Source organism: uncultured Tateyamaria sp., assembly GCF_947488715.1.
In the GTDB taxonomy this organism is placed as follows: Bacteria; Pseudomonadota; Alphaproteobacteria; order Rhodobacterales; family Rhodobacteraceae; genus Tateyamaria.
This window is the reverse complement of record NZ_CANLAG010000004.1, coordinates 234,226-257,420: the sequence shown is the minus strand read 5'-3', so window position 1 is coordinate 257,420 and position 23,195 is coordinate 234,226. Positions and strand designations below refer to the sequence as shown.

The following is a 23,195-nucleotide window of genomic DNA, read 5'->3' as shown; positions in this document are numbered from 1 at the left end:
ACGCGTCCGTCCGGGCGTCATGGTGCATCTTCTTCTTGCGTTGTAAAGTCCGCAGGTGAGGTGATTTCAATCAATTCCATGTCGTCGGAATGTCGAACCTCGCGGTGCAGAATGCCCGGAGGTTGCAGCACACACGAACCTTCCCGCAGAACGTGTTCACCCTGCCCTTCGTACTCGAAAACGACCCAGCCTTTGGTCACGTAGACCAGTTGGAAGTCGAGGTCGTGACTGTGCCATGTGCCGGGGCTTTCCATGCCGGGTACGGCCCGGATGACATGGGCACCAAATTTCCCATCCGTGGCGTCGGGTATGCCCATGTTCCGGTATTCAAAGAACGGGCGCAGCCCCTGCCCGACAAACGCCGAGCTGTCGGCATGCGACACCACAAAGGACTGACCTTTCCAAAGGCTCATGACGCTCCCCCCGCATATCGCACCCACCGCGCCCGGTTCTTGGGGTCGTTCAACACGGCGCGCGCCCGGTCCATGACAGGCGCAGCCAGCGGGCGCGACGCACCGCCACCCGCCGTCACGGCCCATCCATCCGGCACCGGATCAAGCCGGATCACCGGCACATAGCCACGCACATTTTGCAAAGCGCGCCACATGTCCTGCCGAATCTGATGCGCCAGCCGCACCGGGTCCGCTTTGGGCAGAACGGTTTGAACGCCAAACTCCAGCCTTGGCGGCAGCTGGCGGCACAGCGTCACGCTCTCGCCATCGCGCAGGATATGCCAGCCCTTGCTCATGCCGCCCCACCGTCCCCGCGGGGACGCCGCGCCACGCAGTCGATTTCCACCAGCGCCCCAACGGCCAGAGCCGTGACACCAACGGTGGTGCGCGCAGGCCGGCGGTCGGCCGGGAAATAGGTCTGATAGGTGTCGTTGAACGCGGCATAGTCACGCTCGAACGCGGTCAGATAGGCGCGGCACTGCACGACATGGCTCAGGTCCAGCCCGACGCCTTTGAGGACAATCTCAAGGTTGTCCATCACCCGCCGCGTTTGCGCCTCGACCCCGTCGGGCAAAGGCGCATCCGGCGCATTGGGATCGGTCGGCATCTGCCCGGTCAGGATCACCCAGCCATCCGTTTCGACGGCATGGGAAAACGGGGCGACAGGGCGGGGACCGTTGGCGATGAGGTGGAAGTCGCGTTCCTTCACATTGACCGGCTGGATCACATATTGATGTGCACCCGCAACACGTCGCTCCGGGCGGATTATTTCAATTTCCAGCTCTGCGTCGCGCTCCCATCTTGGGGACAAATCCGCAATGTCTTCGGGAGACAAGTGCTGACCAACGCGCGACAAGTCATGGCGCAGCGTCTGCCAATATTCCAGCACGCGCAGCGGCACAGAATTCATCGACGCACCTGCTGCACAACAGTTCGTGTTGGGTGGATCACCGTAGTGAAGCCGTCCCCGCGTAATCATTTCGGCAATGGACGCGCGTCGCTGTGCACTGCGCCGGCCATCAAAGCGTGAAACAGCGCTAGTCGCATTCACCTCGGAAAATGCGACCTTAAACTCAGCTTTGCAGCTTTGGCAGGCAATCAAGACCAGAGCGCATTCCGACGCATAGATGTTCGCAATCCGGTCTGGTGCGAAGGCTTCGAAACGCGGCACCGCGTATTCATCGAACCAATCCGGATCACGCCCTGCAAGGGCAAGAATATCTGCGTAGTTACGGTTCATGCGTCACAACGGAATATTGTCGTGCTTCTTCCACGGGTTCTGCAGCGATTTGCCCCGCAGCGACGCAAAGGCGCGACTGACGCGGCGGCGGGTGGAACGGGGTTGGATCACCTCGTCGATGAACCCTTTTTCCGCCGCCACGAAGGGGTTCGCGAACCGATCCTCATAATCCGCCGTGTGCGCCGCGATCTTGTCCGCATCGCCCAGATCGGCGCGGTGGATGATCTCTGTCGCGCCCTTGGCGCCCATCACCGCGATCTCGGCGGTGGGCCAGGCATAGTTGAAATCTCCACGCAGGTGCTTGGACGCCATAACGTCATAGGCGCCGCCATAGGCCTTGCGCGTGATGACCGTGACCTTGGGCACCGTCGCTTCACCATAGGCGAAGAGCAGCTTGGCCCCGTGCTTGATCACGCCGCCATATTCCTGAGACGTGCCGGGCAGGAAACCGGGCACATCGACCAGCGTCAGGATCGGGATTTCGAACGCATCGCAGAACCGCACGAACCGCGCGGCCTTGCGGCTGCTGTCGATATCCAGACACCCGGCCAGCACCATCGGCTGGTTGGCGACGACGCCCACGGTCTGCCCTTCAAGGCGAATGAAGCCGGTGATGATGTTCTTGGCGAAATCCTCCTGGATCTCGTAGAAATCCGCCTCGTCTGCGACCTTGAGGATCAACTCCTTCATGTCATAGGGGGTGTTCGCGTTGTCCGGCACCAGCGTGTCGAGCGATGCCTCGATCCGGCCCGGTTCGTCAAAGAACGGACGCACGGGCGGCTTTTCGCGATTGTTCAGCGGGAGGAAGTCGACAAGGCGGCGCACTTCGGCCAGAGCCTCAACGTCGTTTTCGAATGCACCGTCGGCGACGCTGGACTTCTTGGTGTGGGTCGACGCGCCACCCAGCTCTTCGGCGGTGACGACCTCGTTGGTGACTGTCTTGACCACATCGGGGCCGGTCACGAACATGTAGGACGTGTCCTTGACCATGAAAATGAAGTCGGTCATCGCCGGGCTATAGACCGCGCCACCCGCGCAGGGGCCCATGATCACGCTGATCTGCGGCACGACACCGCTGGCCATGATGTTGCGCTGGAACACCTCGGCATAGCCAGCAAGCGACGCAACACCTTCCTGGATGCGCGCACCACCTGAGTCGTTGATGCCGATCACGGGTGCGCCGTTCTGCATCGCCATGTCCTGGATCTTGCAGATCTTCTGGGCGTGGGTTTCGGACAGCGACCCGCCAAAGACGGTGAAATCCTGGCTGAACACATAGACCAGACGCCCGTTGATCGTCCCCCATCCAGTGACAACGCCATCGCCTGCGGGTTTTTGGGATTCCATGCCGAAATCGGTGCAGCGGTGGGTGACGAACATGTCGAACTCTTCGAACGACCCCTCATCGAGCAGCAATTCGATCCGTTCGCGCGCGGTCAGTTTGCCGCGGCCATGCTGGGCATCGATCCGCTTTTGTCCGCCGCCCAAACGCGCTTCTGCGCGCCGCGCTTCCAATTCGGTCAGGATATCTTTCATGCTGTCCCCGCTGGTGATTTGCGCCACCTTACAGGGCGCGCGCGGGCGGGTGAACGGCCTTTCGGAATATTTGCAAACCTGTTTTCACAAAAGAGATGCAAACTGCAAATATGCAAAGCACATATGCACGTGCATAACTGCACTGGACAGTTCAGTTGCGCAGACCTACCTCCGGTGGCATGCAAGCCCCGCCGAAGGTCCGATTTCTGGACCGCTCCACTCCGCCTCATATCGCAACGCTCATCCTGCTGGCCGGGGTGTCGGCGATGGTCATGAACATGTTCCTGCCCAGCCTGCCCCGGATGACCGAGTATTTCGACACCGAATACAAAGTGATGCAGCTGTCGGTGGCGCTGTACCTGGCCGTGTCGGCCATCATGCAGACGATCATAGGGCCGATTTCAGACAATCTGGGGCGGCGCAAGGTGCTGATGTGGGGCATTGGCCTGTTTATGCTCGCCACGCTGGGCTGCATATTTGCCCCCAATGTCGAGGTGTTCCTGTTCTTTCGCATGTGTCAGGCGGTGGTTGCCGTCGCCATGGTGTTGAGCCGCGCCGTGATCCGCGACCTGTATGACCAGGACCATTCCGCGTCGATGATCGGATACGTGACAATGGGCATGGCGATTGTGCCCATGGTGTCGCCGGGCCTTGGCGGGTTGTTGGATCAGCACCTGGGTTGGAAATCGGTGTTCTGGTTCTTCTTTGCCACCGGCGGGCTGCTGTTGTGGCTGGTCTATATGGACCTGGGCGAAACGGCCAAGGCGTCGTCAAAGTCGCTGATTGGCCAGTTCCGCGAATATCCGGAACTGCTGCGGTCCCCGCGCTTTTGGGGATATTCGCTGGCTGCTGCGTTCTGTTCCGGCTCGTTCTTTGCCTACTTGGGTGGCGCGCCGTTTGTGGGGACGCAGGTGTTTGGCATGACGCCATTTGAGCTGGGCATTTACTTTGGCGCGCCTGCCATCGGGTATTTCTTTGGCAATTGGGCGAGCGGCCGGTTTGCGACCACGTTTGGGGTGAACAAGCTGGTGCTTTGGGGCTGTTTGGCCAACGCGTTTGGCACCTTTGTCTCGCTTGGCATTTTCCTCATGGGTCTGGGCACCCCTCTGACGTTCTTTGGGATGATGACCTTTGTCGGGCTGGGCAATGGTCTGGTGATCCCCAATGCGACGGCGGGCATGTTGTCGGTGCGGCCACATCTGGCCGGAACGGCATCGGGGCTGGGCGGCGCGATCATGATCGGCGGTGGCGCGGCCCTGTCGGCCTTGGCGGGCTTCCTTCTGACGCCTGAGACGGGCGCCTATCCGCTCTTGTTGATCATGTGTACCGTCGGGGTCTGCGCCCTGCTGTCCATCGCTGCGGTGTACCGTCGCGAACGCCGTATCGCCTTGGGTTGAGACTTGCACGCCGCGCTTTGCAAACCTAGCATGTCACTACTGCAAACCTGCAAAGACGGATCATCATGGCCGCTCCCAAACTCTATGCTGGCGCGAAACTGCGCGAGGTGCGCACGCGCGTTGGCCTGACGCAAAAGGACTTCGCCGCCAAGCTGGGCGTGTCCCTGCCCTATTTGAACCAGATGGAGAACAATAACCGTCCGGTCAGCACCTCTGTGGTGCTCAGTCTGGCGCAAGAGTTCGGGTTGGACGTGACCGAGTTGAGCTCTGGCGATGGTGAACGGCTGGTATCGGACATGCGCGAGGCGCTGGCGGACCCGGTGTTCTCCGGGGATATGCCACCCTTGGCGGACCTGCGTCTGGCGGCGTCGAATGCGCCAGCGCTGGCCCATGCCTTTCTGGATTTGCACCGCGCCTACCGGCAGACCCATGAACGGCTGGCATCCCTCGACGAGGCACTGGGCCGCGAAGATGCGCGCGCCCGCCCCAGCCCGTGGGAGGAAGTGCGCGATTTCTTCCATTACTGCGACAACTATATCGACGCCGTAGACCGTGCCGCCGAACATTTTGCCACTGCCGAAGGGCGGCACCAGAACATCCGCGTGGCCGCGGTATCGGCGCTGGCCAACATCAAGGTCAAAGTCGTTTTTGCGGATACGGACACCCTGCGCCGCCATGAACCAGAAGCAGGACTGCTGCACATCTCGACCCGCGCCACGCCCCAAAGCCAGACGTTCCAGATGCTGTTGCAAGTCGCCCTGCTGCGGCAGGATCCACTGTTGGAGGCGACGCTGGATCTGGCCCGGTTCCACACCAACGAGGCGCGCGCCATCGCCAAGATCGGGCTGGCCAACTATTTTGCCGGTGCAGCCCTGATGCCCTATGCCGCCTTTCAACGCGCCGCGCAGGACACGCGCCACGATCTCGAACAGTTGGCGACGCGGTTTGGTGCGTCCATCGAACAAGTATGCCACCGGCTGTCCACCTTGCAGCGTCCCGGCGCCAAGGGCATTCCGTTCTTTTTCGTCCGCGTCGATCAGGCCGGCACGATCACCAAACGACATTCAGCCACGCGCCTGCAATTTGCCCGTTTTGGCGGTGCGTGCCCGCTGTGGAACGTGCACCGCGCATTTGAACAGCCCGGACAATTCCTGCGCCAACTGGCCGAAACCCCGGATGGCGTGCGCTACATCAGTCTGGCACGGGATGTATCGAAAACCGGGGGGCGCTTTGGCGCGCCGGTGCGCCGCTATGCCATTGCGTTGGGGTGCGAGGTCAAACATGCGCCCGATCTGGTCTTTGCCGACGGGATGGACATCGCACGTGACGTCGCATTTGAACCCATTGGCATTTCCTGCCGCATCTGCGAGCGCAAGGGCTGCCACCAACGCTCTGTCCCGCCGCTGGAACGGCAATTGTCGGTCGACCCGGATGTGCGTGGCGTTCTGCCGTATGCCGTCAACTAGCGTAGTGCTGCCCGCCATCCGGCATCGCGCGCCTGAGCTGCCGAACAGAACCACCGTTCGCCACGCGCCTCGTTGATCCCGGTGCGCTCGTAAAACGCCTGCCCCGGCACGTGATAGATTTGGCCGTTGGCTGATATATTGCCCTTGATGCGACAGGCCGGGTTGGGTGGGATACGCCCCTTTGCCCGCGTGCGTCGAAACTGTGCCGGCGATTGGACCCGAAAACCGTGCAGGCCGCGATCAGTGACGTAGGCTGCTTTTTCGTCGAGGTCATAGTCCATGCCGTAGCGGCGATAGGCAAAGGCCCAGCCCTGCGTCACGATTTCGGCCCCCATATCGACGGCATCCACTGCGCATTTGGCCACCGCGCGCCCGTGACGGTCGGTATCGACCTGCTCGCAGGTGGCATGTCGCCCGCCAAACCGTTCAACCACCTGCGCCGATGCCCACTGGCCACAGGCAAAGGGCAGCCCGTGTTCCGTGAGGCAGGTTTGGTCCTGCTCTGGTGCATCAATGGCATGCAAACGCACGCGTGTCCCGCCGACATCAACCGTGTCAGCATCGATCACCCGGACCGCGCCAGAAATCTCCGCCTGTGCCATGATAGGTGTGAGCGCGAGAACAAGCGCGGAACAAATTCTTAACATTAGGTTAATTTGGGGGCGCATCCTTCGGAATGCAAACCCAAAGCGATGCCGTGACTAACGCTGCGACGTTTCCCAATCGGGATGCAGCCAGGGTTGATCGTTGCTGCGGGCAAGTGGATCGCGGCCCAGGATGTGATCCGCCATCTTTTCACCGGTCATGATGGAAGGCCCATTCAGGTTGCCGTTGGTGATCCGGGGAAAGACCGAACTGTCGACCACACGCAGCCCGTCAACGCCAATCACCTGACCCTGCGGGTCGACAACAGACATCGGGTCGGACGCAGCGCCCATTTTGCATGTCCCGCAGGGGTGGTATGCGCTTTCGGCGTGTTCTGCGATGAACGCGTCCAGTTCTGCGTCAGACTGCACATGCGCGCCGGGCTGGATCTCGTGTTTGACAAACGGAGCAAAGGCGTCCTGGGCAAAGATCTCGCGCGTGAGGCGAATGCAGGTGCGGAAATCGTTCCAGTCTTCGTCCGTGCTCATGTAGTTGAACCGGATCACGGGATCGTCTGCCGGGTTGCCGGATCGCAGGGTGACGGCACCACGGCTGGGCGACCGCATCGGACCGACATGGGCCTGAAACCCGTGCCCTTCGGCGGCGGCCTGACCGTCATAACGCACGGCGATGGGCAGGAAATGGTATTGGATATCCGGGTACGGCACGCCTGCGCGACTGCGGACAAAGGCGGCGCTTTCAAACTGGTTGGACGCGCCCAGCCCCGTGCCGGTGAACAGCCATTGCGCACCGATCAGCGCCTTCGAGAACAGGTTCCAGTGCTTGTAGAGCGTGATGGGCTGTGCGGCGGCCATCTGGATATAAAGTTCGAGGTGGTCTTGCAGGTTGGCGCCGACGCCGGGCCGGTCGGCAACCACGTCGATGCCATGCTCTGCCAGGTGGGCGGCGAGGCCGATGCCGGACAACATCAGGATCTTCGGTGAATTGATGGACGACGCGGCCAGAATGACTTCGCGCCGCGCCCGGATCTGCGTGCCCCCTGCCAAGGCAACGGCCACGGCACGCCCGTCCTCGATCACCACACGTTCGACCAACCCCCGCACAAGGTCACAATTTGGACGCTTCAACGCGGGCTTCAGATAGGCGTTGGCGGCTGACCAGCGTCGCCCCTTGTGTACCGTCTGCTCCATAGGGCCAAAGCCTTCCTGCTTTTGCCCGTTGTAGTCATCCGTGGCTTCGTACCCGGCCTGTTTGCCCGCTTCGACAAAAGCTGAAAACAGCGGGTTGTCGCGCGGCCCGCGCGTGACATGCAGTGGGCCGTCCGTGCCGCGCCAGCCCGGATCGCCGCCGTGACCGTTGGCGTCCCAGCTTTCCATCCGTTTGAAATAGGGCAGCACATCGGCATACCCCCACCCATCGGCACCCGCCTCGGCCCAGTGGTCGTAGTCCATCGCGTGGCCACGCACATAGACCATGCCGTTGATCGATGATGACCCGCCAATGACCTTGCCACGTGGGCAGGCCAAGCGACGGTTGTTCAGATGCGGCTCGGGTTCGGACTGATAGCCCCAGTCATAGCGTTTCATGTTCATCGGATAGGACAGTGCGGCAGGCATCTGAATGAACGGACCCGCATCCGTGCCGCCGTGCTCGATCACCAGAACCGACTGCCCTGCCTCAGCCAAACGGTAAGCCACAGCGCAGCCAGCCGATCCGGCACCGACAATCACATAATCCGCTTCCATGTTTCACCTTTCCCAGGATCGTCAAAGCCCGCATGCGGCGGTCAAGCACACCGCACAGGGGGTAGAAATGTACACCCCGCCCTTTTTCGAAAGACGGGGGTGGGCGGGTGGGCCGGCTTTCGAAAAAGGGCGGCCCGACGCCTCAGAATGGCGCTTCGAGGTCACCCATGCGCACGTAGACAGATTTGAGTTGGCTGTAGTGCGCGATCGCAGCACTGGCGTTTTCGCGCCCCACTCCGGACTGTTTGGAGCCTCCGAAAGGCGCCTCAACCGGGGCGTCATTGTAGGTGTTGATGTAACACGTACCCGCTTCGAACCCGGCAGCCACGCGGTGCGCGCGGGTCAGGTCCCGTGTGAACACACCGGCGGCCAAACCAAATTCCGTATCATTTGCACGCGGCATCACCTCTGCCTCGTCCTCGAAATCGAGCACAGCCATGACAGGGCCAAATATCTCTTCGCGTGCGATGGTCATATCATCCGTCACATCGGCAAACACAGTCGGTTGCAGATAGAACCCGCCCCGCGCAACGCGGTCGCCGCCATAGACCAGCCGCGCGCCTTCGTCCTGCCCTTTGGCGATATAGCCCTGCACGATCTCCATCTGCCGCGCGCTGACCATCGGGCCAAAACTGGTTGCGGGATCTTGCGGATCGCCGATCAACGCATCCGCCAACCGTTCGGACAGCCGGGCGAGAAAGGCGTCCTTGATGCCCTTTTGCACAAAGACGCGCGTGCCATTGGAACAGACCTGTCCGGAAGAATAGAAGTTGCCCAGGATCGCGCCAGAGACAGCATTTTCGAGATCGGCGTCGTCGAAGATGATCAGAGGCGACTTGCCGCCCAGCTCCATCGTCACGTGTTTGATACCTGCCGCCGCAGCGGCATAAACCTTGCGGCCCGTAGGTACGGAGCCGGTCAGCGACACCTTGTCGACGCGCGGATCACTGACCAGCGCCGCGCCGACGTCACCCAAGCCCTGCACCACGTTGTAGACGCCAGCGGGCGCGCCCGCCTCAAACAGGATCTCGGCCACTTTCAAGGCGCAAAGCGGCGTGGTCTCGGACGGTTTGAACACCATCGTGTTGCCGCAGGCCAGCGCAGGCGCACCTTTCCAGCTGGCGATCTGAGTGGGGTAGTTCCACGCGCCGATGCCCAAGCAGACGCCCAGCGCCTCGCGCCGGGTATAGACCCAATCCTCGCCCAGCTGGATGTGCTGGCCGGTCAGGGTCGCGGCCATGCCCCCGAAGTACTCAAGCGCGTCCGCCCCGCTGGTGGCGTCGACCACGCTGGTCTCCTGATAGGGTTTGCCGGTGTCGAAGGTTTCAAGCACCGACAGGTCGTGGTTGCGTTCGCGCATGATGTCGGCGGCGCGGCGCAGGATGCGGCCCCGTTCGGTGCCGGTCATCGCGGCCCAGGCCGCCTGTGCCGCACGGGCTGCGGTCAGGGCCTGGTCGATGATGGCGGGTGTGGCCGAATGCACGCGGCCAATGACCTCGCCCGTGGCAGGATAAATCACGTCGATGGGCGTGCCTGCAGTGTCTTCGACGTACTTTCCGCCAATGAAGTGGCTGGCGGTGGGTTGGGTTGGATAGGTCATGATCGCCTCCGGCGGGCATATTTTCTGGAACAATGAAGGGGCTATTCGCCTCGGGGGAACCGCTGGTTTTCCTCGAGCACGTTGAGGTCCATGTGGTTGCGCATGTAGCGTTCGGAGGCTTTTTGCAGCGGCTGGTGATCCCAGGGGTAGTAGCCGCCCTGCCGCAGCGCCTCGTAGACGACCCAGCGGCGCGCCTGGCTGGCGCGGACATCCGCGTCAAAGCGGTCGAGGTCCCAGCGGGCTTCGGCCTTGGCCTGCAATTGAGACAGCGTGCCCTGATGGGCGGGTACATCCGCGAGGTTCGTGAGCTCGTGGGGATCGGCGTCGAGGTCAAAAAGCTGGTCGGGGTCCAGAGCGCAGCGGTTGAACTTCCACTTGCCGTAGCGCAGCGACACCATCGGGGCGTAAGATCCTTCGGCCGCATATTCCATGGCAACGGGTTCGGTCCGGGCTGTGCCCTGGCCCTGGGGGACGAGGCTTTGGCCCGTGGTCCAGGGCATAACTTCGGACATGTCGACGCCCGCCAGATCGCAGAGTGTTGGGCAGACGTCGATATTGCTGACCGGGTCGGTCACAAGGCCCGGCGTCATCGACGGGGCTGCGATCATCAGGGGCACCCGAGCGGAGCCTTCGTAGAAGGACATTTTGAACCACAGCCCGCGCGCGCCCAGCATGTCGCCGTGGTCGGAGACGAAGAGGATGATGGCCTCTTGCCGGGTGCCTTCGAGGGCGGCGAGGACTTCGCCGATCTTGTCATCGAGATAGGAGATGTTGGCGAAATAGGCGCGGCGCGACCGGCGGATGTCTTCGTCGGAGATGTTGAAGTTGTCGCGGTCGTTGGCGTCGAGGATGCGTTGCGAATGCGGGTCCTGATCCTCGTACGGAATCGGGCCAACCTCTGGCATCAGGTGGTCGCAGTCCTCGTAGAGGTCCCAGTATTTCTTGCGCGCCACATAAGGGTCGTGCGGGTGCGTAAAGCTGACCGTCAGGCACCAAGGGCGCGCGTCATGGCCGCGGCCCAGATCGTAGATCTTGCGCGTGGCGTGGTAGGCGACCTCGTCGTCATATTCGAGCTGGTTGGTGATCTCGGCCACCCCTGCGCCGGTGACGGAGCCCATGTTGTGATACCACCAATCGATGCGCTCGCCCGGTTTGCGATAGTCGGGCGTCCAGCCGAAATCGGGCGGGTAGACATCGGTGGTCAGGCGTTCCTCGAACCCGTGCAGCTGATCGGGGCCAACAAAGTGCATCTTGCCCGAAAGGCATGTCTGGTAGCCTGCGCGGCGCAGGTGGTGGGCGTAGGTGGGGATGGAGGAGGCGAACTCCGCCGCATTGTCGTAGACGCCCGTGGCGCTGGGCAATTGCCCGGACATGAAGGCCGCGCGGCCGGGCGCACAGAGCGGCGAGGCGGTATAGGCATTGCGGAAGCGGGTCGAGCGGGCGGCCAGCGCCTTGAGATTGGGGGCATGCAGCCAGTCGGCGGGACCGTCGGGAAACAGCGTACCGTTCAGCTGGTCGACCATGATGATGAGAATGTTGGGTTTGCTCATGTCCGTGCTCCGGTCAGGGTGTCGAGGGCGCGCAGGGCGGTGGCTTGCGCCGTTTGCGCGGAGGCGTCACCGCCCAGGGCCGCGCGCAAATAGAGCCCATCGATCAATGCGCCCAGCACGGCGGCATCATCCTGCGGGGCTGTGCTGATCGGGCGTAAGGCGTGGGTCAGGTTCGACCGCAGGCGGCGCTGGTAGAGGTCGAGCAGCCGCTGCGTGTCGGCGTTGGTGGTCGCCTGCGCATAGAGCGTCATCCACGCACTGACCGTGCCGGGATCGAAACAGGACGGCGCAAAGCTGGCAGCAATCAACGCCTCTGCCCGTGCGCGGGGCGTGCGCGAGGATTTCAGAGCGACAACGACCTCTTGGCCGAAGTCGCGCAGGATCTGGCGCATGGCGGCAAGAAAGATCTGTTGTTTGCCGCCAAAGTAGTGATGCGCAAGCGCCGTGGACATGCCCGCGCGTTTGGCGATTTGGCCCACCGTGACGTCCAGCGACCCGGCTGCGCCGATCTCGGCGATTGTGGCCTCGACGAGGGCCGCCCGCCGGATCGGTTCCATTCCCAGTTTTGGCACGTTGCATCCCCTCAAATCGCGTCTCGCGCAGATGTGGGGGTTTTTTATTGATCAGTCAATCAAGAAAAGATCAGAGCTTGGTCGCGGGACTGGGCGGGGTGATCGCGCCGCGCTTCAGCACGGCCTCGCGCCAGGTGATGAAGGTTACCGAGGCCAGGATCAGCGCACCGCCCAGAATGACCCAGATGTCGACCGGTTCGGCAAAGACCAACGCCCCCAACAGCACCGCCCAGACCAGTTGCAGGAAGGTGATGGGTTGCGTCACGGTGACGGGTGCCGCGGCAAAGGCCATGGTCATTGTGTAGTGCCCCGCTGTCGCAAAACAGGCCACAACAAACAAAAGGCCCAGGTCTCCCCAACTGGGCGTGACCCAATTGGCCAGCGCAAAAGGCGCCAGCCCGATGGTTACAAAGATCGACAGCATGGCGACGACCACGGCCGGTTTGGCCTCGTCCGCCATGATCTTGGCCAGCAGGTAGGACCCGGCGAAGGCGACAGCGCAAAACAGCATCGCGACGTGGCCGGGGGCCACCTCTCTGAACCCCGGTCGCAGGATGACGGCGGTGCCAATCAACGCCACAGCAATCGCGGCAATGCGGCGGGCCGCCAGCTTTTCACCCAGAAAGAGTGCAGCACCGATGCTGACGTAAACCGGCGCGAGATAGTTCATCGCCGTCACTTCGGCGATGGGGATGCGCGTCATGGCGTAGAACCAGAGGATCACACCGCCTGCATGAAACGCGCCGCGCAAGGTAAACAGCCGCCATTGCCGCGCCGTCAGGTGCGCGTCACGGACCGCCGGCAACATCGGCACCAGGAACACAAGCCCGAGAAGATACCGGAGAAACGCGGCCTCTGCGGGCGGGACACGCGGCCCCATATACTTGACCAGCGCCGTTACGGCCACAAAGCACAAGCCAGTGACCAGCATCCAGAAGATGCCCTTGATCGGGTTTTGCGGTCGTGGGGTCATGCCGCATCAATGCGGTGTCGCACCCGAACACGCAACCCCGCTGGCAAGACACGCCACGTACGCAGTTTATAGGGCAACTGTTTGGCATGGGTTGCACCGGATCTGTATGGCATCTGTGGACAAACATTAGCATTACCCAGTGCCGACACGGCCCTGTCCGCTGAAAACCCCGCGCACACAACAACTTGCATGGGACCATAGGTACGAAGCCTATCGGCAAAAGTGCTTTTACTGCGCGGGCCTAACAACGTGTTTTCATGCGGTTGATCAAGCGCACCAAAACTTAAGCCAACTTGAGGTATACGTTTTTTGCACATCTGCTTTGCGCGCATGAACGGCGCAATTCGCTTGCCGCATACCTACATGAATGTGACAAGACACGCCCCGCGCTTTGCGGGATCGACTGCTGCCAGTTTCTGGCATCTGACATGGTTATCACGGTGATCTGATCTTTGATGATTGGCGTATACCACTTCAGACCCCATATGCTGGTCAACGATAATAAGGATGCATTCAAATGCTCGACACAACACACACCGTTGATCTGACCAAGCAGGATCTTGAGTTGATCGAAGCCGCGCTGCAGACGCAGGAAAAAATCCTGTCGGTGCAAAGCCGCGCGGGCGGCAGTGCTGCGCGCACCCGCCTGAATGATCTCAAGGGCCTGATGCGCCGCTTGCGTCGCCAAACACCTGCGCCCAATGCAGGTTGCACGCAAAGCTGGAGCCAGGTCGCCCGCCAACTGTTCTTCTGATCCCATTCGAGCAGTCCTGAAGACATGGAAAACGCCGCCTCTGGTGACAGGGCGGCGTTTTGCTATTCCAGACGTCTATGTGACGCGGATTATTCGTCCAGTTGCGCCATCACTTCGTCGCTTGCTTCGAAATTGGTGGTGACCTGCTGCACGTCGTCATCATCTTCCAACGCATCCACCAGACGCATCAGCTTTTGCATCGCTTCGAGGTCCATTTCGGTGGTGGTCGTCGGACGCCAGACCAGCTTGGTCGATTCGGATTCGCCCAGTTCCGCCTCCAGCGCATTCGACACCTCGTTCAGGTCCGTGTCCGCGCACCAGATCACATGCCCGTCCTCGGACGATTCCACATCCTCGGCCCCAGCCTCGATTGCGGCCATCATCACCGTGTCGGCATCGCCCACATCAGCTCCGTAGCTGACAGCGCCCTTGCGGTCGAACATAAAGCCCACGCTGCCGGTTTCGCCGAGGTTGCCGCCGTTCTTGGTAAAGGTAGAGCGCACAGTCGACGCGGTGCGATTGCGGTTGTCGGTCATCGCCTCGACAATCACCGCCACACCGTTGGGGCCGTAACCCTCATAGCGGATTTCCTCATAGTCATCCCCGTCGCCCGCCTGGCTTTTCTTGATCGCGCGGTCGATCACATCCTTGGGGACGGAATTGGATTTGGCCTCTTTGACGGCCAGCCGCAGACGCGGGTTCTTGTCGGGATCGGGGTCGCCCATCTTGGCGGCCACGGTGATCTCTTTGGACATTTTCGAAAACAGCTTGGCGCGGATCTTGTCCTGGCGCCCCTTACGGTGCTGGATGTTTGCCCATTTTGAGTGGCCTGCCATAGGAGCCTCCTGTCTGCTGACCGGTGCAAAACATGCCCGGAAATCGGTTCCGCGTTGCTATAGGCCATCCGCTCCCACAGGGGCAAGCCCGGCTTGTGCGCCAGTGCAGCCCCTTTGCGCGTGGCACCCCGGAACAACCGGGCTAGGCTTGGGGGCATCGCAGCAAGGGGAACGCAGATGGGCTTGATGATCAACGGCACCTACCAAACGGACGATCCCGGCCCGGACACCAGCGCAAGCGGTGCCTATGAGCGCGCCAAATCCACGTTGCGGCACCGGATCACACCGGAAGGCCCATTCACACCCGAACCGGGCCGCTATCACCTCTTTGTTGCGTGGAACTGCCCCTGGGCGCATCGCACGCTGTTGGTCCGCGCACTCTTGGGATTGTCTAACGCCATATCTGTCAGCGTCGCAAAACCCGCACGCACCGATCAGGGCTGGGTCTTCGACGCCTCCGGCGACTTTTCGGACCCGCAACTCGGCGTCCAATCCCTGCACGAGGTCTATGCCCGCCAAACGCCCGCCTATACCGGGCGCATCACCGTTCCGGTGCTGTGGGACAAACACAGCCAGCAGATCGTCTCGAACGAAAGCGCAGACATCACACGCATGCTCTGTATCGCCTTCGATCCCAAACGCAGGCTCGTGCCGGAACAGCTTGAGGCACAGATCGACACCTGGAACACCCGCATCCACCGCGACATCAACAACGGCGTCTACCGCGCCGGATTTGCCCGTTCGCAAGAGGCATATGATGCCGCTGTCACAGACCTCTTTGCCGCGCTCAAGGCCATCGATGCGCATCTCGCGACACAAACAACCCTGACCGGGGACCACCTGACCGAAGCAGACCTGCGCCTGTTCCCTACCCTGGCACGCTTTGACGTGGCCTATCACTATGCCTTCAAATGTAACCTGGCCAAGCTCAGCGACTTTCCACAACTCTGGGACTATGCCCGCGCGCTCTATGCGCTGCCGGGCATCGCCGAAACGGTCAAACCCGCAATCTACAAGGCTGGTTACTTTTCCAGGTCGGACCTGCGCAATCCACTGGGCATCGTCCCCAAAGGCCCCAAGGTCAATTGGACAGCACCCACAGACCGCCACATCACCTGGACCTAAACGGCACATCCGCGCGAAAACGGCGAAGGCGCAGCCATGGGCAACGCCCCCCAAACATCGTGTCGCGCGCCAGCGCGTCCTTTGGATCACACCACGTCAACCCGCAGGGGCCTCGTGAAGGCACTGGCACAGCCCGCGCCCTGACCGTAACGTGGCCGCATGACAACCGACCAGATCATCCTCTTCTCGCTCTTCGGGGCCGTGTTCGGCCTCTTGCTCTGGGGGCGGTTCCGTTACGACATCGTCGCTTTCTCCGCCTTGATGGTCGGCGTCGTGCTGGGTGTCGTACCCAGCGCGGATGCGTTCTCGGGCTTCGGTCACCCGGCCACACTGGTCGTGGCGCTGGTTCTGGTGGTGTCTGCGGGCTTGGTGCGATCCGGCGCGGTGTTTTTGATCACGCGCACGCTGGTCGATGCCAGCCGGTCGCTGGGCGCGCATATCACGCTGATGGGCGCGATCGGTGGTGTGCTCTCGGCCTTCATGAACAACGTGGCCGCCCTCGCCCTGTTGATGCCCGTCGACATCCAGACCGCGCGCAAGGCGGGACGCTCGCCGGGGCTCAGCCTGATGCCTCTCAGCTTTGCCACCATCCTCGGCGGCATGGTCACCCTGATCGGCACGCCCCCCAACATCATCATCGCCACCATCCGCGAGGATTCGCTGGGCGAGCCATTTCGCATGTTCGATTTTGCCCCCGTGGGTGGTGTCGCTGCCATCGCTGGACTGATCTTTGTCGCACTTGTGGGCTGGCGCTTGATCCCGGCCCGTCACGACGCAACCGCAGACCTCGAAGATATGGCCAATTATGTGGCCGAACTGGTTGTACCAGAAGGCAGCAAACACATCGGCAGCCGCCTCGCCGATCTCGAAGAGGACGCGGAAAAGGCAGATGTCGCAATCGTGGGCCTGATCCGCGACGGCAAGCGCCGCTATGGCCGCGCGCGCAATGCAGAACTGCGCGCAGGCGACGCGCTGGTGATCGAAGCAACACCCGAAGCGCTGGATGAATTTCGCACCGCCACTGGCCTCGCCGTGGCCGACGCCGCCCGCACAGACCGCCTGAACGCCGCTGGTGAAGGCGTGGAAATCATCGAAGTCGTCGTGACCGAAACATCCCGCCTCGTGGGCCGAACGGCACAAACCGTCGGGCTGGCTTGGCGGCAAAACACCGTGTTGCTGGGCCTGTCACGCGAAGGCGTGCGCATCACCGCCCAAATCCGCAAGACCGAGATCCGCGCGGGCGACATCCTCTTGCTGTTGGTGCCACGCGACACAGGCCCCGACGTAACGACTTGGCTTGGCACGTTGCCGCTGGCGGAACGCGGGCTGGCGGTGACGGACGACAGCAAGGTCTGGCTGGCCATTGCGCTCTTTGGCGGCGCTGTGCTGGCGGCCAGCGTCGGGCTTTTGTACCTGCCCATCGCACTGGGCCTTGTGGTCATCGCCTATGTTCTGACCCGCATCGTACCACTGTCGGAACTCTACACACATATCGAATGGCCGGTTGTGGTACTGTTGGGGTCCATGATCCCGCTGGGTGCCGCATTGGAAAGCTCAGGCGGCACAGAACTCATCGCGGGTTGGCTCGTCACATTGACCGACGGCATGCCCGCATGGGCTGTGCTGACAGTGCTGATGATCGTGACAATGAGCCTGTCGGACGTGCTCAACAACACCGCCACCACCATTGTCGCGGCCCCTGTCGGCATACAGATGGCGCAGGCGCTTGGCGTCTCGCCCGATCCCTTCCTGATGGCCGTCGCTGTGGCCGCTTCCTCGGCATTCCTGACCCCGATCGGGCACAAGAACAACACTCTGATCCTTGGCCCCGGCGGCTACAAGTTCGGCGACTACTGGCGCATCGGGCTGCCGCTCGAGGTGATTGTCGTTGCCGTGTCCATCCCCGCCATTCTCGTATTCTGGCCGCTCTGACCCGCCACCTGCCCATGCGTCAACATTGCGCGACAATCCCAGACGCGCGTAACGTCGCCACAAGGGAGAGAAGTTATGGACATATTGATCAACGTGGTTCTGCCACTGTCACTGGCGATCATCATGCTGAGCCTTGGCGTCGGCCTGACCTTTGCGGACTTTGGCAGAGTGCTGTGCATGCCCAAGGCCTTTGCCATCGGAGCCATCGCACAAATCGTGCTCTTGCCCATCGCGGCCTATGCGACGGTGCGCGCCTTTGGTCTGGGCGCTGAAATCGCCGTTGGCGTCATGCTCATCAGCTTTTGCCCCGGCGGGGTGACATCCAACATGATCTCGCGACTGGCGCGCGGCGACGTGGCCCTGTCTGTCTCGCTCACGGCTGTGATCAGCCTTGCCAGCATTGTGACGGTGCCGATTTTGGCCGCATGGGCAGTGGTGCATTTCATGGGGTCCAACGCACCAGAGGTCAGCGTCACCGACCTTGCCATAGCGATGTTCGTAATCACCACTCTGCCTGTCCTGCTGGGCGTGCTCTTTCGCCACTTCGCGCCGGGCTTGGCCGTCCGGATCGAACCCATACTGACCCGTCTGGCCACGGCCCTGTTTATCCTGATCGTCGTCGCGGCGCTGGCCGGCAACTGGGGCACCTTTGTTGAAAACCTGCCCAAACTCGGCCCCGCCCTCATCGCATTGAACGTGGTGCTCTTGATCCTTGGGCTAGCGCTAGCACGGGGTGCATCCCTGATGTGGGATCAGGCCAAGACCATATCGATTGAGACCGGCGTTCAGAACGCAACGCTTGGCGTCACAATGGCGGCCCTGATCTCGGGTCAATCCGAAGGGTTCAGCACCATCGCCCTGCCCTCTGCCGTCTATGGCATCACCATGTATCTGGTCGCGGCACCCTTCGTGATCTGGTTCCGCAACCGCTGAGAGGATGTGAAATGGATCAAGCCGACGCCATTGTTGTAGGGGCCGGGCTGGCAGGTCTGGCCGCCGCCGCCGAACTTGGTGACCGAGGCAAGACGGTCATCATCGTGGATCAGGAACCTCGGTCCTTTCTGGGGGGGCAGGCGTTCTGGAGCCTGGGCGGTCTGTGCATGATCGACACACCAGAACAACGCCGCATGGGCATCCGCGACAGCCGCGAACTGGCCCTGGGGGATTGGATGGGCAGCGCCCAATTCGACCGCCCCGAGGACCACTGGCCACGCAAATGGGCGGAAGCCTACGTGGACTTTGCCGCAGGCGACATGCGCGGGTGGCTGCACGGCATGGGCCTGCGCTGGTTCCCGGTTGTCGGATGGGCGGAACGTGGCGGCAGTTTTGCCGACGGGCACGGCAATTCAGTGCCACGGTTCCACATCACATGGGGCACCGGCCCCGGCATCATCGAACATTTCGTGCGCCGCTGCGAAGAGCATGAAAAAGCGGGCCTGATCCATTTTCATTTCCGCCATCAAGTCGACCGGATCGACATGGAAAACGGTGTCGCCAAGGGTGTCAGCGGCACAGTGATGTCGGACGACGCGGCCCCGCGCGGCCAGAAAACCAACCGCGACGCCATTGGTGACTTTGTCCTGCGCGCGCCGTCGGTGATCGTCACATCGGGCGGCATCGGCGGCAATTTCGACATGGTGCGCAAGGTCTGGCCGACCGAGCGCCTCGGCCCTGCACCCAAAGACATGGTGGCGGGCGTGCCTGCGCATGTGGATGGCCGTATGATCGGCATTTCCGAGACGGCGGGCGGGCACGTGATCAACGGCGACCGGATGTGGCACTATACCGAAGGTGTCAAAAACTGGGATCCGATCTGGCCCGCGCACGGCATCCGCATCCTGCCCGGCCCCTCATCCATGTGGTTCGACGCCACAGGCAACCGGTTCGCCCCGCCTGCCCTGCCCGGCTTTGACAGCATGTCCACCCTGCGCATGATCCTCGAGACAGGCTATGACTACAGTTGGTTCGTGCTGACCCAAAAAGTCATCAAAAAGGAATTTGCGCTCTCGGGGTCCGAACAGAACCCCGACCTGACGTCGAAAAAGTGGTCCGAAGTCATCAAACAACGGGTGTTGTCCGGCAAAAACGCAACCGACCCAGTCGAGGCGTTCAAGGAGCGTGGCGAGGATTTTGTCGTTGCCGATGACCTTACAACACTGGTGCGCGGCATGAACCAGGTGGCGGGTGGTGGCCTGATCGATGAGGCAAAACTGCGCGCCCAGATCGAAGCGCGCGATGCTCAGATCGACAACCCGTTTTCCAAGGATGCGCAGATGATGGCAATCCACGCCGCGCGCAACTACCGCGGAGACCGCCTGTTGCGCACAGCCAAACCGCACAAATTCCTGGACCCTGCAAACGGCCCTCTGATCGCGGTGAAACTGCACGTGCTGACCCGCAAAACCCTGGGCGGCCTGCACACAAACCTCGACAGCCAGATGATCGGCGCAGATGGCCAGACCGTACCGGGCCTCTTTGCCGCGGGCGAGGTCGCAGGCTTCGGTGGAGGTGGCTATCACGGCTACAACGCGCTCGAAGGGACATTCCTCGGCGGCTGCATCTTCTCGGGGCGCAACGCAGGCCGGTCCAAAACCATCGCCTGAAGGGACGGTGGGCGGGGCGTCTTTGCCCAAAGGGCAAACAGCGTCCGCCCCGCCGTCACAAGGGCCAGATAAACGGAATAACCGCCGAGGCGAGGATACCAATGCTCAGGTTCAGCGGTATGCCCACACGCATGAAATCGGTGAACTTGTACCCGCCTGGCCCGTAAACCAGCATGTTCGTCTGATACCCGATTGGCGTCGCAAACGAGGCCGACGCCGCCACCATCACCGCAACCACTAACGGGCGCGCATCAATACCCAACGCGCTGGCCAGACCAATCGCAATAGGCGTCAGCACAACCGCAACGGCGTTGTTGCTGACCAGCTCCGTCAACACCGACGTCAGCAGGTAAATCGCCCAAACGATCAGGAAAGGCGGCAACACAGCCAACCCCGGCGCAATGGCATCCACAATCAACGCCACCGCCCCCGTGGCCTCCAACGCCGCACCAATCGCCAGCATCGCAAAGATCAACGCCAACAACCGTCCGTCCACAAAGGAAAACGCCTCGTCCGCATCGATGCAGCGGGTGACCAGAACCAGCGCCACCGCCATCACCGACAGCATAAAGATCGGCGCCACACCAAAGGCCGCCAGAACGACAATGCCCAGCAACGCCACCAACGCAATCGGCGCATGCCCCCGCCGAAAGGCGCGCTGCGACGGTTTGGAGACATCCACCATGTCCATATCCGTGGCCAGACGCTGAATGTCCTCCGGCGCGCCCTCCAGCAACAGCGTGTCGCCCACCTTTACAACCAGATCATCCAACTGTCGCCCGATGTTCTGATTGCGCCGGTGCACCGCCAACGGATACACACCGTAGCGCCTGCGCAAACGCAACGCACCAAGCGACCGGCCCACCATCTTGCACCCCGGCGTGATCAGCACTTCAACAGTCGTGGTCTCGACCGCGCCCACCTGGTCCAAGCGCTTCAATTCCTTGTTGCGCTGCAGGCTCAACAGCTCGGTCATCTGGGTCCGCAACACCACCCGGTCGCCCACCTGCAAGGCCACCCCCTTGAGGTTGCGCCGCAGCGACAGATCCCCACGCACGACGTCGATTAGCCGAACGCCATCACGTTTGAACAGTTGCACGCCCGTGACTTCGCGCCCGATCAGGTTGGACTCCGGCGGAATGACCGCTTCGGTAAAGAATTTCATCCGGCTGCGATCACTCAAAAGACCCGCCATGCTGTCCCGGTCCGGCAACAACATCGGCCCGAAAAACCGCAGATAGATCATCCCCCAGACCACCAAAACGATGCCAAGCGGCGTGACCTCAAAAATCGTGAACGGGGCCAACCCCTGCGCCCGCGCAACCCCATCCACCAGCAGGTTCGTCGACGTCCCGATCAGGGTCAACGTCCCTCCGAGGATTGCCGCATAACTCAGCGGGATCAGCATCTTGGACGCCGAATGGCCCATCGTCTTGGCCAGCTGGATAAAGACCGGGATCATCACCACAACCACCGGCGTGTTGGACACAATCGCAGAGCTGACAATCACAAAGGCCATCAAAAGCCCAATTGCCAGAACCGGGTTGGTGCGCGCCTGCCGGTCGGCGAGCCCTGTGAACGCCTCCAGCGCGCCTGTGCGCACCAGTGCCCCCATGATGATAAACATCGCGGCGATGGTCCACGGCGCCGGGTTCGACAGCACCGCAACAGCGGCATCATAGGGCAATGCCCCCGATGCCAGCATCAACCCGACCCCGGCGATGGCCACAACTTCTGCCGGGAAACTCTCGCGCAGAAAGAGCGCGAACATCACCCCAACAACCACCAGCGTGAGAACGGCATTGCCCGTCTCTGAAAGCGCGATGAAACCCATATCTGGTAATGTGCCTTGGACCCGTATCACCCATCAGTGTCCCCCATTGCCGCAGGCGCTTCAAGCCGTGCTTTGGCGGGTGACACAGTAATTACCGTGGCGCAGTGGCCAGTGCCTGCTATTGCGGCCCGCTTTGTGCCAGAACACCGCCCTGCCGTACCATCTCGATCCGCACAGCGCGCCCATCGGGGCCCGTCTCCACATAGACACCCGACACGGTCGCCGGCCCAAGTGCGGGCGCGAAACGCTCCTTGGGCATGCCCGTGATAAACCGGCGTAGGGGTTCGTCCCGCTGCATCCCAATGACCGAATTGTAATCCCCGCACATCCCCGCATCACTGAGATAGCCACAGCCCTTGCCCAAAATCATCGCGTCCGCCGTGGGCACATGGGTGTGGGTGCCAACCATCAGGCTGGCTCGCCCGTCGCACCAATGCCCCATCGCCATTTTCTCCGACGTGGCTTCGCAATGAAAGTCGACCATCACCGCATCCACCTGCCCGCCCAGAGGGTGCGCGCGAAACACTGTTTCAAGGGCCGAAAACGGATCATCAAAGGGCCGCTTCATGAACACCTGCCCCAAGGCCTGCGTCACCAACACCCGTTTGCCTCCGCGCGCGTTGAACACACGCGCCCCCTTGCCCGGCGCGGCCTTGGAAAAGTTCAACGGGCGCACGATGCGCGGCTCCTGCTCGATGAACTGCAACATATCCTTTTGATCAAAGGCGTGATCACCCAAGGTGATGCAATCAGCACCCGCCTCCAGCAACGCCTTGGCATGCGCACCGGACAGGCCCATCCCGGATGTCGCGTTCTCGCCGTTCACAACGACGAAATCCAGATCCCACTCTGCCCGCAGCCGGGGCAGATGTTCCGCCACCGCCTGCCGACCGGCACGGCCCATCACATCCCCTAAAAACAACAGTTTCATACTGCTCCAATTCCCTGCATCTCATGCGTGGTCAAAGGCAGCG

Annotated in this window: 20 protein-coding genes; 7 read left to right on the top strand and 13 right to left on the bottom strand. The window is 61.9% G+C overall.

The features are described from left to right. Positions 1-17: 17 nt before the first annotated feature. From Q0936_RS11695 to Q0936_RS11680, 4 genes are read right to left on the bottom strand one after another with little or no spacing between them, the layout of a single operon-like run. Complete coding sequence (locus tag Q0936_RS11695; RefSeq protein ID WP_299144639.1) at positions 18-413, bottom strand: cupin domain-containing protein; 396 nt, start codon at positions 411-413, stop codon at positions 18-20. Next, positions 410-748, bottom strand: a complete 339-nt coding sequence (locus tag Q0936_RS11690; protein ID WP_299292786.1) for a hypothetical protein — start codon at positions 746-748, stop codon at positions 410-412. The genes Q0936_RS11695 and Q0936_RS11690 overlap by 4 nt, the downstream gene beginning before the upstream one ends. After that, a complete protein-coding gene (locus tag Q0936_RS11685) occupies positions 745-1,692 on the bottom strand; it encodes a RidA family protein (RefSeq protein ID WP_299292784.1) in 948 nt (315 codons plus the stop codon). The genes Q0936_RS11690 and Q0936_RS11685 overlap by 4 nt, the downstream gene beginning before the upstream one ends. A gap of 3 nt (positions 1,693-1,695) precedes the next feature. Continuing rightward, positions 1,696-3,228, bottom strand: a complete 1,533-nt coding sequence (locus Q0936_RS11680; protein WP_299292781.1) for an acyl-CoA carboxylase subunit beta — start codon at positions 3,226-3,228, stop codon at positions 1,696-1,698. Positions 3,229-3,407: 179 nt separating this feature from the next. On the opposite strand from Q0936_RS11680, the gene Q0936_RS11675 reads away from it, so the two are divergent. Then, positions 3,408-4,625, top strand: coding sequence for a multidrug effflux MFS transporter (locus tag Q0936_RS11675; protein ID WP_299292779.1), 1,218 nt, complete (start codon positions 3,408-3,410; stop codon positions 4,623-4,625). A gap of 65 nt (positions 4,626-4,690) precedes the next feature. Next, a complete protein-coding gene (locus Q0936_RS11670) occupies positions 4,691-6,091 on the top strand; it encodes a short-chain fatty acyl-CoA regulator family protein (protein WP_299292777.1) in 1,401 nt (466 codons plus the stop codon). Here the strand turns inward: Q0936_RS11670 and Q0936_RS11665 are convergent. The 6 genes from Q0936_RS11665 to Q0936_RS11640 all read right to left on the bottom strand — a co-directional run bounded on the left by Q0936_RS11665 (position 6,088) and on the right by Q0936_RS11640 (position 13,137). Then, a complete protein-coding gene (locus Q0936_RS11665) occupies positions 6,088-6,693 on the bottom strand; it encodes a thermonuclease family protein (RefSeq protein WP_299144616.1) in 606 nt (201 codons plus the stop codon). The genes Q0936_RS11670 and Q0936_RS11665 overlap by 4 nt on opposite strands. A gap of 99 nt (positions 6,694-6,792) precedes the next feature. Further along, entirely contained in the window at positions 6,793-8,442 is a 1,650-nt protein-coding gene (gene betA, locus Q0936_RS11660) for a choline dehydrogenase (protein ID WP_299292774.1), read from the bottom strand. A gap of 142 nt (positions 8,443-8,584) precedes the next feature. Beyond that, positions 8,585-10,042: a betaine-aldehyde dehydrogenase gene (gene betB, locus Q0936_RS11655; RefSeq protein ID WP_299292772.1), complete on the bottom strand. Its 1,458-nt coding sequence runs from the start codon at positions 10,040-10,042 to the stop codon at positions 8,585-8,587. Positions 10,043-10,083: 41 nt separating this feature from the next. Then, positions 10,084-11,592 carry a choline-sulfatase gene (gene betC, locus Q0936_RS11650; RefSeq protein ID WP_299292770.1) on the bottom strand — a complete coding sequence of 503 codons (1,509 nt, stop codon included), beginning with the start codon at positions 11,590-11,592 and terminating at the stop codon, positions 10,084-10,086. Further along, positions 11,589-12,164: a transcriptional regulator BetI gene (gene betI / locus Q0936_RS11645; RefSeq protein ID WP_299144600.1), complete on the bottom strand. Its 576-nt coding sequence runs from the start codon at positions 12,162-12,164 to the stop codon at positions 11,589-11,591. Before betI ends, betC begins: the two co-directional genes overlap by 4 nt. A 70-nt stretch (positions 12,165-12,234) precedes the next feature. After that, a complete protein-coding gene (locus Q0936_RS11640; RefSeq protein ID WP_299292768.1) occupies positions 12,235-13,137 on the bottom strand; it encodes a DMT family transporter in 903 nt (300 codons plus the stop codon). A 517-nt stretch (positions 13,138-13,654) separates the two neighbouring features. On the opposite strand from Q0936_RS11640, the gene Q0936_RS11635 reads away from it, so the two are divergent. Continuing rightward, on the top strand, positions 13,655-13,891 hold the full coding sequence (locus tag Q0936_RS11635; RefSeq protein WP_299144592.1) for a hypothetical protein: 237 nt from the start codon (positions 13,655-13,657) through the stop codon (positions 13,889-13,891). An 89-nt stretch (positions 13,892-13,980) separates the two neighbouring features. On the opposite strand, the gene Q0936_RS11630 is transcribed toward Q0936_RS11635, so the two are convergent. Further along, complete coding sequence (locus Q0936_RS11630; protein WP_299144588.1) at positions 13,981-14,727, bottom strand: YebC/PmpR family DNA-binding transcriptional regulator; 747 nt, start codon at positions 14,725-14,727, stop codon at positions 13,981-13,983. Between the two features lie 177 nt (positions 14,728-14,904). Here Q0936_RS11630 and Q0936_RS11625 point away from each other — a divergent pair, with 177 nt between their 5' ends. The 4 genes from Q0936_RS11625 to Q0936_RS11610 all read left to right on the top strand — a co-directional run bounded on the left by Q0936_RS11625 (position 14,905) and on the right by Q0936_RS11610 (position 20,387). Further along, a complete protein-coding gene (locus tag Q0936_RS11625) occupies positions 14,905-15,852 on the top strand; it encodes a glutathione S-transferase C-terminal domain-containing protein (protein WP_299292766.1) in 948 nt (315 codons plus the stop codon). A 159-nt stretch (positions 15,853-16,011) separates the two neighbouring features. Beyond that, positions 16,012-17,784 carry an SLC13 family permease gene (locus tag Q0936_RS11620; RefSeq protein ID WP_299292764.1) on the top strand — a complete coding sequence of 591 codons (1,773 nt, stop codon included), beginning with the start codon at positions 16,012-16,014 and terminating at the stop codon, positions 17,782-17,784. A gap of 75 nt (positions 17,785-17,859) precedes the next feature. Beyond that, complete coding sequence (locus Q0936_RS11615) at positions 17,860-18,717, top strand: bile acid:sodium symporter family protein (RefSeq protein ID WP_299292762.1); 858 nt, start codon at positions 17,860-17,862, stop codon at positions 18,715-18,717. Between the two features lie 11 nt (positions 18,718-18,728). Beyond that, positions 18,729-20,387 (top strand): FAD-binding dehydrogenase, encoded by a 1,659-nt coding sequence (locus Q0936_RS11610; RefSeq protein ID WP_299292760.1) that lies wholly within the window; start codon positions 18,729-18,731, stop codon positions 20,385-20,387. 55 nt (positions 20,388-20,442) lie between these two features. Here Q0936_RS11610 and Q0936_RS11605 read toward each other — a convergent pair whose 3' ends face one another. Then, a complete protein-coding gene (locus Q0936_RS11605; RefSeq protein WP_299292758.1) occupies positions 20,443-22,221 on the bottom strand; it encodes an SLC13 family permease in 1,779 nt (592 codons plus the stop codon). Positions 22,222-22,339: 118 nt separating this feature from the next. Further along, on the bottom strand, positions 22,340-23,152 hold the full coding sequence (locus Q0936_RS11600) for a TIGR00282 family metallophosphoesterase (protein ID WP_299292756.1): 813 nt from the start codon (positions 23,150-23,152) through the stop codon (positions 22,340-22,342). Positions 23,153-23,195 lie beyond the last annotated feature (43 nt).

Bases quoted from the DNA above. Each gene is read 5' to 3' on its own strand.
- Q0936_RS11695 (WP_299144639.1), bottom strand. From the start codon at position 413: ATGAGCCTTTGGAAAGGTCAGTCCTTTGTGGTGTCGCATGCCGACAGC.
- Q0936_RS11690 (WP_299292786.1), bottom strand. From the start codon at position 748: ATGAGCAAGGGCTGGCATATCCTGCGCGATGGCGAGAGCGTGACGCTG.
- Q0936_RS11685 (WP_299292784.1), bottom strand. From the start codon at position 1,692: ATGAACCGTAACTACGCAGATATTCTTGCCCTTGCAGGGCGTGATCCG.
- Q0936_RS11680 (WP_299292781.1), bottom strand. From the start codon at position 3,228: ATGAAAGATATCCTGACCGAATTGGAAGCGCGGCGCGCAGAAGCGCGT.
- Q0936_RS11675 (WP_299292779.1), top strand. From the start codon at position 3,408: ATGCAAGCCCCGCCGAAGGTCCGATTTCTGGACCGCTCCACTCCGCCT.
- Q0936_RS11670 (WP_299292777.1), top strand. From the start codon at position 4,691: ATGGCCGCTCCCAAACTCTATGCTGGCGCGAAACTGCGCGAGGTGCGC.
- Q0936_RS11665 (WP_299144616.1), bottom strand. From the start codon at position 6,693: ATGGCACAGGCGGAGATTTCTGGCGCGGTCCGGGTGATCGATGCTGAC.
- betA (WP_299292774.1), bottom strand. From the start codon at position 8,442: ATGGAAGCGGATTATGTGATTGTCGGTGCCGGATCGGCTGGCTGCGCT.
- betB (WP_299292772.1), bottom strand. From the start codon at position 10,042: ATGACCTATCCAACCCAACCCACCGCCAGCCACTTCATTGGCGGAAAG.
- betC (WP_299292770.1), bottom strand. From the start codon at position 11,592: ATGAGCAAACCCAACATTCTCATCATCATGGTCGACCAGCTGAACGGT.
- Q0936_RS11640 (WP_299292768.1), bottom strand. From the start codon at position 13,137: ATGACCCCACGACCGCAAAACCCGATCAAGGGCATCTTCTGGATGCTG.
- Q0936_RS11635 (WP_299144592.1), top strand. From the start codon at position 13,655: ATGCTCGACACAACACACACCGTTGATCTGACCAAGCAGGATCTTGAG.
- Q0936_RS11630 (WP_299144588.1), bottom strand. From the start codon at position 14,727: ATGGCAGGCCACTCAAAATGGGCAAACATCCAGCACCGTAAGGGGCGC.
- Q0936_RS11625 (WP_299292766.1), top strand. From the start codon at position 14,905: ATGGGCTTGATGATCAACGGCACCTACCAAACGGACGATCCCGGCCCG.
- Q0936_RS11620 (WP_299292764.1), top strand. From the start codon at position 16,012: ATGACAACCGACCAGATCATCCTCTTCTCGCTCTTCGGGGCCGTGTTC.
- Q0936_RS11615 (WP_299292762.1), top strand. From the start codon at position 17,860: ATGGACATATTGATCAACGTGGTTCTGCCACTGTCACTGGCGATCATC.
- Q0936_RS11610 (WP_299292760.1), top strand. From the start codon at position 18,729: ATGGATCAAGCCGACGCCATTGTTGTAGGGGCCGGGCTGGCAGGTCTG.
- Q0936_RS11605 (WP_299292758.1), bottom strand. From the start codon at position 22,221: ATGGGTTTCATCGCGCTTTCAGAGACGGGCAATGCCGTTCTCACGCTG.
- Q0936_RS11600 (WP_299292756.1), bottom strand. From the start codon at position 23,152: ATGAAACTGTTGTTTTTAGGGGATGTGATGGGCCGTGCCGGTCGGCAG.